Raw genomic sequence first — 13200 nt, 5'->3', positions numbered from 1 at the left:
CTGGTCTGTTAGACATTTACGTGTAGGGTGAAGAAATTTTGAAAAAGACATACCAAATATGAAAGGCCTATATATTAAAACTTACGGCTGTCAGATGAACGTTTATGACTCCGTTTTAATGGAAAATGTAATTAAACCTTTGGGGTTCAACGTTGTTAGTGATGCAGGGAAAGCCGATTTAGTGATACTGAATACTTGTCACATTAGAGAGAAGGCAGCAGAAAAACTTTACTCAGAGCTTGGGAAGATTCATTCGTTACGAAAAGAAATGACTATAGTGGTGGCTGGGTGTGTAGCGCAAGCAGAGGGAGAAGAAGTGTTCAGAAGGGCTCCTTTTGTTGATATTGTTGTTGGTCCGCAGAGTATCGCTACCTTACCGGAGCTGATAGTCAAAGCAAGCAGAAGTAAAGGTCATGTAATAAACACTGATTTTCCTGAAGTTGCAAAGTTTGATAAATTGCCAGATGAATGCTATGGCAATAGCCAGGGGTCTTCTGCGTTTCTTGCCATACAAGAGGGTTGTGATAAATTTTGTACGTTTTGTGTAGTCCCCTATACTCGTGGAGCTGAGTATTCACGGCCAGTGAATGAAATATTTCGTGAAGCATTGAAATTAGTTGCAAATGGGGCAAATGAGATCAATTTGCTTGGTCAGAACGTCAATGCTTACCATGGGGAGTGCGAAGGGGAAGTGTGGGATTTAGGAAAATTAATTAGTCATATTGCTAAAATTGAAAAGCTAGAGAGGATTCGTTATACAACTTCTCATCCAAGAGATATGCATGAATCTCTCTACTTGGCACATGCGGAAGAGCCAAAGCTCATGCCGTTTGTTCACCTGCCTGTGCAGTCTGGTTCGAATAAAATATTGCACGCGATGAACAGGAAACACACTGCAGAGGAGTATTTGGAAATAATAGACAGATTTCGCAAATTGAAACCTGAAATCGAATTTTCTTCTGATTTTATTGTTGGTTTTCCTGGAGAAACCGAAAAAGATTTTGAAGAAACTATGAAATTAGTAGAAAAAGTTAGATATGCTCAGGCTTATAGTTTTAAATACAGCCCAAGACCAGGCACACCGGGAGCGGAAAGAAAAGATCAAGTACCAGAAGAGGTTAAAACAGAGCGCCTTCTTCGTTTACAGAAATTAATTAGTAAGCAACAACTTGAGTTTAACCAGAGTATGGTAGGTAAAACTATACCTGTTCTATTTAGCGATAAAAAAGGTAAACACCAAAACCAAATTATTGGTAAAAGCCCATATATGCAATCAGTGTGCATTGATGATTCTGAAGATAAATACAGGGACAAAATAGTAAATGTGAAAGTGTTGGAAGCTCGGCAGAGTAGTTTGCTGGGGTGTGCATTTCACTGATTTTAAGCAGCGTTAAATATAAATCTTAAGCAAAGAGTATTGAAAAAATGCAATCATAATCTTTTTCAAAAGTTACAAAGTTTAATTGCTACCTCTGCTGAACGGGTACCTTAAACCTACAAATTTGAGCTTACCTATATCAATTTTTTGTACAAGATGAGTTAGTAACAACTTTATGTATAAAATTGAAGAAGAATAAAAATACAATAACGAGCATTAAATTAAATATTCCCACCTTTAAAAAACCCTCTTTATATATTTCTAAAGATTCTAAATAATTTATTTTACCATTTACTGAAGGAACTGACATAAATTTTGATATTGCAACTCCGGCTAGGTTAGAAAACGCTAATGACAGCATTACTATACCCATCACTACTCCTCTAAGGTTTTTGGGGGCTAGTGTAGTTGCTTGTTCTTGGACTAATGGAGCAATACATAATTCTCCCAGTCCCATAAAGGAGATAGCAATTATTAAATATAAGTATTCTACTTTACCTTCAATGTTAGAGTTTAAACATCCTATGTACAGTGTGAAAAAACACATAGCCATTGTCAGAAGGCCAAGGGTAAACATGGAAGTTGCATATTTTTGCTTAAACTTCATGTATGTTCCAAAAAGAAAGCCAAATATTATAATTGACAAAGGATTTATGGCTTGAGAAACTGAAGCTGGGATTGTTATACCTAATACATTGTTAATAACGTTTCTTTCGGTGAATAAGTTAACCAAAGAGCTAAGCTGCATTTCTAAAGCAAAAAAACACAAGAAAAATACCACAAGAATAGATAATGCCACTAATTTTCGTCTTTGTTCTGCTGATAATTTAGATATTATATAAATAAATATGCCCAGAGCTGTTATTCCAATAAATATGAGCATATTAGTAAAAAATTCACTATGTATAAGCATTTTAGCAATTATTGATGATGACAAAAAGCTTCCTATCAATACTATACCAAAAATTTTAATCCCTAATATGCGCTTATTCATAAGCTCTGGATAAGGAGAAAGGCCGCTATCTCCTAAAAGATTCTGAAATTTGAGAAAAAAGATTAGCCCTATAGACATCCCAATACCAGCTAAACCAAAGCCGTAGTGCCAGCCAAACAAGTGGGCTACATAACCACATGAAATAGAAGCCAATATTGCTCCAATATTCACACCTACGTAAAATAAAGTAAAGCCTCTGCTACGTTCAGAATCGTCTTTGCCATAGCATGAACTAAGTAAGTTAGTTACGTTCCCTTTAAACATACCAGTACCTATGGCTATTAGAGATAAACCTAAATATAATAAACCTGGTTCAAACTTAACCAATGACATGCAAGCATGACCTGCTATCATCACTATCCCTCCAAGCAACACCATGTTGCGGAATCCCATCAACTTATCAGCTAAAAAACCTCCAAGTATTGGTATAGCATAACCTGTTGCAGCAAATAATGAGTAAATAGTAAAGGCCCTCTCATCAGTGAAACCTAAGTGAGAAGTCAAAAATAGGACCAAAAGTGCCCTCATTCCATAGTAAGAGAAACGTTCCCACATTTCAACAAAGCACAACATTTTTAAAAATTGTGGAAACTTATCTGTCTTCTGATCCATAAAATACCCCTAAAGCTTGGGTTAATGTTAAGTAAAACAATAAAAACTGCAAGTAAAACTTAAAAAAAGGTATTGGAAGCTTGGCAGAATAGTTTGTTGGGGTGTGAGCTACGGAAATATTTTTGAATTTGTAATTTTTCAGAAAGCCCTATATTCTTTAGTTTTACATAGCGAACATGAAGTCAAAGCATTATCCTGATACAGTAAGTAGTCCTGATTTTTCATCGTTAGAAAAGGAAATCATAAAATTTTGGCAGGAAAACAAAGTTTTTGAGCGGTCAGTTGAAGAACGTTCCAAGGATAATTGTTTTGTCTTTTACGATGGGCCTCCGTTTGCAAATGGACTTCCGCATTATGGACATTTACTCACTGGTTTCATCAAAGACGCATTTGCAAGATATCAAACTATGCTTCAAAAAAGGGTTGAACGTAGATTTGGCTGGGATTGCCATGGATTACCGGCTGAGATGGGAGCAGAAAAGGAACTTGGAATATCTGGCGGAACTGAGGTAGAGAAGTTTGGTATTGATAAATTTAACGATCATTGCCGTACTTCTGTGATGAAATTTTCATCAGAGTGGGAGAAGTATGTAAATAGGCAAGCAAGGTGGGTAGACTTTTACAATGACTATAAGACTATGGATAAATCATTCATGGAGTCGGTCATGTGGGCATTCAAGCAGCTTTATGATAAGGGTCTGGTGTATGAATCAATGCGCGTTGTACCATATAGCTGGGCATGCGAAACTCCATTATCTAATTTCGAAACAAGGCTTGATAACGCGTATAGAGAAAAAGTTAGCAAAGCTGTAACTGTTGCATTTGAGCTTTTAGAAAACCCACAGCAATTTAAAAGTGTTAAACGAAAGTGTAAATTACTTGCTTGGACTACAACTCCTTGGACGTTGCCGAGCAACTTGGCTTTGGCGATAGGGAAAGATATTGAGTATTGTGCAGTTTCAGTTCACTCCTTGATGTCATTCCAGCGCGTGACGCTGGAATCTATTTCTGGATCCCAGTGTCGAAGCACTGGGATGACAGAAGTTAATGAAAGGAGTTCAGTGAACAGTGAAATTTATATTTTTGCTGAAAGCTACCTAGAGAAATTTATCAGCCACTCTGAACAAAACAATATTCCATATGAAAACTGCAATATAAAACTTAAAGCGAATGATCTTGCAGGTCTTCCTTATAAACCACTATTTGATTACTTTAAAGATACGAAAAATGCATTCCGCGTTTTCATCGCTGATTATGTGACAGAAGAAGATGGTACTGGCGTTGTGCATACTGCTCCTGGATTTGGTGAGGAAGATTTTTACCTTTGCCAAAGCCATGATATTCCAGTTATTTGTCCAATTGATAACAGTGGAAAATTTACTGCTGAAGTTTCAGATTTGGCAGGGGTTCATGTTTTTGATACCAATGATACAGTAATAAAAAAATTAAAAGAGCAAGGGAATTGGTTTAAAACTGAGCAATATATTCACAATTATCCACACTGCTGGAGAACTGACACTCCTTTGATCTATCGCACTATGCCTTCTTGGTATGTTGCAGTTACAAAATTCAAAAGCAGAATGGTAGAGCTAAATAAGAGAGTTAATTGGATACCAAACCACATTAGAGATGGTCAATTTGGAAAATGGCTTGAAGGGGCACACGACTGGTCAATTTCACGCAATCGATTCTGGGGTACGCCAATCCCTGTATGGAAATCAGATGATGCGAGATATCCAAGAGTAGATGTATATGGTTCAATAGAAGAACTGGAGAGAGATTTTAATGTTAAAATAGACGACTTGCACAGACCATTTATCGATACTTTAACAAGACCAAATCCTGATGATCCAACAGGAAAATCAGTTATGCGCCGTGTACCTGACGTGTTTGACTGCTGGTTTGAATCTGGCTCGATGCCATTTGCGCAAATCCACTATCCGTTTGAAAATAAGGAGTGGTTTGAATCTGCGGATTTTATCACTGAATACATAGCGCAAACCAGGGGGTGGTTTTATACGCTCTTTGTATTGTCCACTGCTTTGTTTGATAGGGAACCATTTAAGAACTGCATATGCCACGGTGTTGTTTTGGATGTAAAAGGGCAAAAATTGTCCAAACGTTTGAATAACTATGCAGATCCAATGGAGGTTTTTGATAGATACGGTTCTGATGCACTGCGTTTTCTTATGCTTTCTGGATCTATTGTTTGTGGTGGTAATTTGCTACTCGATAAAGAAGGAAACTCAATACGAGATGTTCTGAAAAACGTAATAAAACCTATTTGGAATAGCTATCACTTTTTTACCATGTATGCAAATGCAGATGGGATTAAAGCTGAAGTTTGTAAGGATTATCAAAGCACTATTGATCGTTACATGATTTCCAAGTGTTTTGAAGCTGTAGAAGGTATCCAAGCTTCTATGAACAACTATAACTCCCAAGAGGCTTGCAAAATTTTAATGAACTTTTTTGAAGTGCTAAATAATTGGTATATTCGTCGCAGTCGCGAGCGTTTTTGGAAAAGTGATTTGGATCAGGATAAAACTGATGCTTATAATGTTCTATATACGGTTTTTTATTACATACTAAGAGCTGCAGCTCCTTTGTTGCCACTTATAACAGAGAATATATGGCAAGGGCTTAAGTATGAAGAAACATCTGTTCATTTGGCTAATTTTCCACAATTAGAGAAGTTTGATAGTCAGCTCATTGCCAAGATGGATTTGGTGAGAGAGATATGCAACTCTGCACTCTCTATTAGAAACACTTTTAACATACGTATCAGACAGCCACTTGGCAGTATGATCATTTATCATCAGTCTTCCTGTAGTTTTCTTGAAGGTGAGCCGTTTTCTGTCATCCCAGAGTTCTCTCCTGTCATCCGAGTAGCTGACACTGGGATCCAGAAAGAAAAAAGTGCTGGAATGACACCAAGCATGAATGAATATCAAGAGATGATAAAAGATGAGGTAAATGTAAAAAAACTGGAGTTAGTAAACAGACTTGAAGATATTGCATCACTAGAGTTAAAGCTAAGTTTTCCGCTGCTTGGAAAGAGAATACCAGATAAAATTAAGAAACTAGTTCAATATGTCAAAGAGGGAAAATGGAAGCAAGTTGAAAATGAGCAAGTTTTTTTAGGTAATGAGTCAGAAAATTACATCATAGAAAAAGGCGAATATGAACTATTGTTAAAAGCAAATAGTGGATATTCTGCTGTGTTTGATAACAACAAAGGAGTTGTCATTCTAAATACTGAACTAAATGATGAATTAATTCTAGAAGGGTTAGCGAGAGATGTCGTGAGGCTCATTCAAGAAACCAGAAAACAAGCTGATTTTCATATATCAGATAGAATCAGAGTAATAATCAAAACAGAAGAAGAGAAAATTAAGGAAGCAATAAATACGTGGTTTGAATATATAAAAGAGCAGACCCTTGCCTTATCTTTGGACATTAATACAGAAATTGGAACTAACTTCTATTCTAAGGAATATCAGGATTTAAGTGTTGGTATTAGGTTAAATTATTAGTAGTTGAAAGTTGTCATTGTTTATGCTATACTTAGGTTACTTGAGGTAAGGTTATAATGTGAATAAGGCTGTTGCAGATGATTATGAAAAAGTTGTTGATTTGAATAACAATAGTGATGATTTAGGTAAAGTAGAATCTGTTGCTACTTTGGAGGAGGAAGAAGAATTTTTTGATGCTGTGGAAGAACAAGAGCCGTTAGCTAATTTTAACGTTCCACTCAGTATATTTCATTATAAAGATTATAACTCTGATTTTTTTACTTCTTGGTATAATATATCAAGTAGAATATTTAAAGAGGTAAATCGAGCTTGCCCGGAGAAGAAAGTATTAAATTTAGCTCTATCAGTTTTAATGTTTCCTTATATAGTTTTCACTGCGTTAGGATTAGCCGTATATAATAAATTAAAAACAAATGATAAGACACAAATCAGTTCAGAGGAGAATAAAACAAAAAAAAGTGAAGTAAGTGAAAGTACAGCAAAAAGATTGGCATATGGTGTTCTTGCTGCAATAGTGATTCTTGTTAATATCGCTGTGCTTGCAGCATTACTTATTCCTGCAACACTCGCTTTGGCTACTTTTTATCTTTTAAATAAAAAATTATCTCATTTTTTGATTGCTGCTATTAAAATAAGTAATGGGTTATGTCAAAATGAACACCAAAATATTGAGGTGTCTTTTCATGAGATAGAGGCTATTGAAGCAGACATTAAGTGGAATATGGAAGTTAAGTTTCCACCGCAATTTAAACAACTAGTTAGAGATTTATACGAAGATAAAGATGGTAGTTGGTTTAATGTTGCACGTGATTCAGAACATAATACCATACTGAAATTATCAGCTAATATCCACTTAAAAAATGGTCTTAAGCCTTTACGTAATGAGATCAAGAATGTGCTTGCAACTTCTATTCAAGAATTTGCGAAGACTATGGAAGAACTGATAAAACTAGAAAAGAAAGAGATTACATATGATAAATTGAAGGAATTGTTGGACGAATTCAGGTTAAAAGTGGTAAGTAGCATAGATTTTAAGTTGACAACTCACTTAATATACAACGCCTATCAAGTTGCCTTTATACAAGCAATTAAGTTTCAGCGAGATAGACGGGGAGAAGATTTTTCGCTGGAAGATGAGATAAAAAATTCTTTAGTGAGACAGGAATTAGAGAGCCAAGGTAAGGAATTACCAAGTAGAAAAGAGATTATAATAGAAGATTTGAAAAACGCAGGAATGGAAGTAGAAGACTCAAAAGATGATGAATTTTCTGTACATGAGGCGGAATGGAAAAAGCTTATAAAGGAAGGCGAAATAGTTAAAAGGACAGTAATTGATATTTATAAAAATAAGCATCTCCAAGCAACAGAGAAAGCCTTAGGTAATGCGAAAGAAGAAATTGAACGTTTAAGAGGAATAGGTCAAACAAGGTATAACAATATATATAAGAAATTAAAAGAAATACATGAAAACAGTAGCTTAACAAATGACACCTTAAAAAGGGGGTTAGAAGACCTTTTTAAATTCGAATATCATGATCAAGAGATTGAGCGCAGGCTGATAAAATCAGTAATGAAAAAAGTTCAAGGTAAGTTAAGTCAATCAGATATACCGGATAAGGAGAAGCAAAGCCTAAGGAAGCAGCTTGAAGATTTAGAAAAAAAAGTAAAGGTTCCATCGGATAAGGAAGCTTCAGCTAAAATAAATGACTTTATAGAAAAGATGTATTTAGAAATAAAAAAATATAAAGTGCAAAGGTTACTTCGAGAACAAAAAAAGGGTGTTTTACGTTTATGCAAGAAATTAAGAAAATATGGTGAATCAGGTCTAGCAGAAATAATTGAAGCTTTTCGCGTGCAAGATGAAGGACATTTAGAAAAATCTACATTAGAACAAACACTCAAAGATCAAAATAAGCGTTTACAAGCTGAACAAAATAACAGGGAAAAAGGGCATCCGGGTACAAGATCAATAGAAGTGCTCTTAAAAAGGAATGAAGAAATTCTGAAAGCATTAAAACAGTTAGAATTAGGCAAAAAAGAATTATTGATAAATGAAGAAACAAAAAATGATTATAAAGAAGAACTAACGTCTCGTGAAAAAATAAAATTTGCAGTAATAGAAGATGATTTACTGAAGGTATTCAAGCTTGAAACTTTTGATGAAAAAGAAATCAAGAAGTTATTAGAAAGAGCAGAACTGGAGTACTGTTTAGCAGAAAAACGCATCAAATATCCTGTAATTAAAACAAAAGATAATATCAAACATTTTAGTCAAAATTTATTGTCTCCTTTGATAGACAATTTGACAAAAAATATAATAAATAATATACCAGGAAATAGTGAAGGTTGTATACAGAAAGTTAAGAACTGGAGTAAAGTTATGTTTGGTGCAATAAAGATTGGAGCATCAAATGCTTATAAAGAGACTACAGAGAGAAAAGCGTTAAATGTGGCACATAATACTTATAAAGAAGGAGAGACATTTCTTCAATGTTTTCAGTCAAATTATGAAGGTATTGGAGCCTTTTTAGGTAATTTATTTTCTGATGATGGGGTAACATTTAAAAATGATGTGTGGCCTAAAATAGAAGAGCATTTGCATGGAATGTGGGATAGATTTTTCAAGGATATTGAATTCAATATTGGAAATAAATTGGATGAAGTAAGTGTGACACAGCAACGGCAGGAAACTATGATTGTGACTCAACGATAAGTTCTCAAAGTTCCTCCGGTATTTTCACATACTAAATTAACTATAGCACTTGATTCTTTTTGGATCTCTTTTTCAGTTAAAGTGTGGATTGGAGAGCAAAAAGTAACTGACAACGCTATAGACATCTTATTCGGTTCTATATTATTTCCATGGTATACATCGAATATCAAAACTTCTGTGATGAGCTCTGAGCTTTTTTTTATCACATTGATTATGTTACCTACTTCCACATCCTTATTTACTATAAATGCAAAATCACGTTTTACACTTTGGTATTTATAATCGATAAATTTCTTTCTACTTACAGGTAAATTTTCAATATTTTCTAGTATTACCTCAAAACCTACAACTTTTTGCTTGATATCAAAAAGATCTAATATATTAGGATGCAACTCTCCAAAATAACCTGCTACTTTATTCTTAAAAGAGAGAGTGACTGACTTTCCTGGGTGGTAATGTTCTTTTTCTGCTTTCTCTATCGTTAAATTATCACAATTAACGTTAAAAAACTCCAAAGCTGCTATGCAATCAGCCTTTGCGTCAAAAACATCTACTTTCCTATCAGTATTATAATGGTTTCGCGGTAAATTATTTCCTGACCTAATTCCACTTAAAACATACTTAGACTGAGCTTCACCATCGTAAATCGGCCCGATTTCGAAGATTGCAAGATCAGATATTCCATGGGCAATATTATCAGCAGTAACTTGCAATAAATTTGGCATAATACTTGGTCTCATTATATTAAAGCTATTGTTAAACGGATTATCGATGATAAATAACTTATTCGAGTAACCAAATTTTTCAGCTGTTGATTCACTCATAAACGACCAGGTTAGCACTTCATGAAACCCTCTGTTTGTCATCAAAATACGCAAATTGTCGTATGTACTATCTACTTCTTCAACATTATTTGGTAGTGGTTCTTCTTTTATTTTGTCATAGCCGTATATCCTTGTTACTTCTTCGATTAGGTCAGCAGGTATTGTCACGTCCGGTCTCCAGCTTGGTACTTGTACATTCCAATTGCCTTCGGTTTTTTTATCAATACTAAACCCTAGTTTCGTTAAGATATCAAGCACCTCATCAGGCGATACAGACACACTTCCAAACTTGTTCACATCCTGATAATCAAAGCTCACCTTGGTGTCAGCACTATCTAAACTGCCAGCAGACACTACGCTTGAGGTTTCTCCACCACATAAGTCCAGAATCATTTTAGCTGCAAGGTTGAGTCCATCAAAAGTAAATCCAGGATCAACTGAACGTGCAAATCTGTAACTAGCGTCTGTGGAGATGCCGAGCTGCCTTGAAGATTTAGTAATAGAGATGGGATCGAACCAAGCAGACTCTAAAAAGATATCAGTAGTTTCAAGAGTACATTCACTGCACTTACCACCTATAATTCCAGCAATTCCATGAATATTTTTATCACCTGCAATAACGCTTATGTCTTTGTTTAATAAGTATTCTTTACCGTTCAAACCAGCAAATTTTTCTCCGTCGTTTGCTTTGCGTACTGTGAGCTCTCCTTCTATTTTTTTTGCATCATACGCGTGCATTGGGCGGCTGAAAGATATCATAATATAGTTCGTGATATCAACTATTGCAGAAATGGAGCGCATTCCTATCGATTCCAGCCTATCTTTTAACCATTTTGGGCTTTCTTGATTTTTTACATTGGCGATGTATATTCCACTAATAAAACTTTCCCCGTCAGTAACTTCAACATCGATTGGTGAATTTATGGAGCTGGTAAGTTGTGGAATGCTTAAAGTCTTTAATGTCCCAATTCCAGTTGCAGCAAGGTCGCGAGCTATTCCATAAATGCCTAAGCAATCTCCACGATTTGGAGTAACATTTATATCAATTACAGGGTCACAATTGAAAAATTTATCCCCTACTTTATAATCATCGGAAAGCTCGATTATTCCTTCACTTTTCTCTTGAACCAGCGCAAGTTCAGAAGCAGAGCAGAGCATCCCTTCACTTAGCATTCCTCGTATTTTTGTGGACTTAATTGTGAGATCACTTTCTGGCAACGTGCTACCAAGAGATGCAAGTACAGTTTTCATACCTTCTCTAACATTGTTTGCTCCACAGACTATTTGTAGAATTTTACTTCCATCATTTACTTTACATAATTTTAATTTATCAGCATTTGGATGAGGTACGACTTCTAATACCTCTGCAACGATAAACCCAGTCAATCTGGAATTATCGATCACATCTTCTACTTCTAACCCTATGTGAGTTAATTTATCGATAATTTCTTCTAAACTAGCATTGGTTTCTAAATACTCCAGTAACCAAGATAACGTGAATTTCATCGATCTAACAAGAAATAAAAAAGTTATTGTAATATAAAATGTAGTGCTTTTAAAGCTTGTTGTAGTGGAATACTTCTACATCATAAACAATGATGTAGAAGCTTTTGTAACTTTATATCTTCTTGCGAAGAGAAAGAATTTTTTCTATGTCACCTTTTAAATCTATCTCCGGAAAGAATTTAAGACTTCCATAATCCCAGGCATCCTCATCAATGTTACCATCAAAAACGAAGTGTTTTATTGCATTATGGCTTTCATCTAGTACGTTGAGTCCTATGTAATAATCGCGAGTATCTTCGTCAAGGAAACAATCTACAAATTCGATGTATCCGTTACCAAATTCCTGCTCCAAATTTAAAAGATGATTAATGTTAATAAAATCTATTTCGTTCATTATATACCTCACTAAAAATTAAATTATAATCAAAATAAGATATTAAGTCAAGATATTGAATAATTTAACAAGATTAGTAAATTTTAAAATACAGAGCTGACTGTAATTAACATTCTAATTACATATTGTGTTAATATGTTAATGTTATAATAATACAGAGCCTTATCTTAATTCTTGACTTTGTCCTATAAAATTCATACTTTATTTACTGTTTATAATTCAGATTAAAATGGCACTAAATCCACTGGAACAGTTTAAGGTATATACAATAATAGAGTTACCTAGGTTATTTGGGTATGACGTAAGCTTTACCAATTCATCTTTTTTCACGATGATTTCGGTGATATTGATGATACTCTTTTTGCTTTTTGGAATAAAGAAGGGGTCAGTAATACCAGGATATTTGCAAGCTGCAGTTGAGTATGTATATGATTTTGTTATTTCAATAATAGAAAATAACACTGGAAGCAAAGGCTTGCAGCACATTCCATTGATATTCACAGTATTTATTTTCATTTTATCGTGTAATTTAGTTGGTGTTCTTCCTTATAGTTTCACGGTCACAAGTCATGTGATAGTCACCTTCGCTTTATCGATGGTGGTTTTTATTTATATAACGATTGTTGGATTTAAAGAAAGGGGAGTAGAATTTTTACGCATATTGCTACCAAAAGGAACTCCTTCGTGGCTTGCACCTATAATAATTATTATTAAGTTGTTTGCTTATTTAGTAAGACCGATTAGCCTATCAATAAGGCTTGCAGCAAATATGATTGCTGGTCATACAATCATCAAAGTGATAGCAGGGTTTATTGTAAATATGAACATATTTTTCACTCCTGCGCCGTTTTTGTTCATAATTGCATTGATAGGATTTGAAGTATTTGTTGCAATTTTACAAGCTTATATATTTACTATATTAACATGTGTATATTTGTCAGATGCAGTAAAGTAATTGACTTCCTTGTAGAATATTTTACAATTATATTATAAAGAAATAATTAAAGGTAATATATGGATTTAGTAGCTTTAAAATTTATAGCAATTGGTTTAGCTGTGTTTGGAATGCTCGGCGCTGGTTTAGGTATAGCTAATATCTTCTCTGCTATGTTAAATGGGATTGCGAGGAACCCTGAATCAGAAGGTAAAATGAAAAGTTACGTTTATATTGGTGCTGCCATGGTTGAAATCATGGGATTGCTTGCGTTTGTACTTGCAATGTTATTAATATTTGCTGCTTAAC

General features: G+C 34.6%; 8 protein-coding genes. 5 read left to right on the top strand and 3 right to left on the bottom strand.

Annotated elements, in window-relative coordinates; genetic code table 11:
* Positions 1–58 precede the first annotated feature (58 nt).
* Complete coding sequence (gene miaB / locus WHA_RS02160) at positions 59–1378, top strand: tRNA (N6-isopentenyl adenosine(37)-C2)-methylthiotransferase MiaB (protein ID WP_010962578.1); 1320 nt, start codon at positions 59–61, stop codon at positions 1376–1378.
* A 139-nt stretch (positions 1379–1517) separates the two neighbouring features.
* On the opposite strand, the gene WHA_RS02155 is transcribed toward miaB, so the two are convergent.
* Positions 1518–2984, bottom strand: a complete 1467-nt coding sequence (locus tag WHA_RS02155) for a peptide MFS transporter (RefSeq protein WP_015589042.1) — start codon at positions 2982–2984, stop codon at positions 1518–1520.
* A gap of 176 nt (positions 2985–3160) precedes the next feature.
* Here WHA_RS02155 and ileS point away from each other — a divergent pair, with 176 nt between their 5' ends.
* Positions 3161–6520 carry an isoleucine--tRNA ligase gene (gene ileS, locus WHA_RS02150; RefSeq protein ID WP_015589041.1) on the top strand — a complete coding sequence of 1120 codons (3360 nt, stop codon included), beginning with the start codon at positions 3161–3163 and terminating at the stop codon, positions 6518–6520.
* A gap of 58 nt (positions 6521–6578) precedes the next feature.
* On the top strand, positions 6579–9233 hold the full coding sequence (locus tag WHA_RS02145; protein WP_015589040.1) for a hypothetical protein: 2655 nt from the start codon (positions 6579–6581) through the stop codon (positions 9231–9233).
* On the opposite strand, the gene pheT is transcribed toward WHA_RS02145, so the two are convergent.
* Positions 9224–11563, bottom strand: coding sequence for a phenylalanine--tRNA ligase subunit beta (pheT, locus tag WHA_RS02140; protein WP_015589039.1), 2340 nt, complete (start codon positions 11561–11563; stop codon positions 9224–9226). The two genes, WHA_RS02145 and pheT, sit on opposite strands and share 10 nt — an antisense overlap.
* A gap of 112 nt (positions 11564–11675) precedes the next feature.
* Positions 11676–11957, bottom strand: a complete 282-nt coding sequence (locus WHA_RS02135; protein ID WP_015589038.1) for a hypothetical protein — start codon at positions 11955–11957, stop codon at positions 11676–11678.
* 229 nt (positions 11958–12186) lie between these two features.
* Here WHA_RS02135 and WHA_RS02130 point away from each other — a divergent pair, with 229 nt between their 5' ends.
* Both WHA_RS02130 and WHA_RS02125 read left to right on the top strand, forming a co-directional pair.
* Positions 12187–12912 (top strand): F0F1 ATP synthase subunit A, encoded by a 726-nt coding sequence (locus WHA_RS02130; RefSeq protein ID WP_015589037.1) that lies wholly within the window; start codon positions 12187–12189, stop codon positions 12910–12912.
* Between the two features lie 59 nt (positions 12913–12971).
* The gene (locus tag WHA_RS02125) at positions 12972–13199 is read left to right on the top strand and encodes a F0F1 ATP synthase subunit C (RefSeq protein WP_006014985.1); all 228 of its coding nucleotides are present in this window, start codon (positions 12972–12974) and stop codon (positions 13197–13199) included.
* The last annotated feature ends 1 nt before the right edge of the window (position 13200 follow it).

Source organism: Wolbachia endosymbiont of Drosophila simulans wHa (genome assembly GCF_000376605.1).
Classification (GTDB): domain Bacteria; phylum Pseudomonadota; class Alphaproteobacteria; order Rickettsiales; family Anaplasmataceae; genus Wolbachia; species Wolbachia pipientis.
Note: the sequence above shows the minus strand (reverse complement) of the source record. Positions and strands in the feature narration are given on the sequence as shown.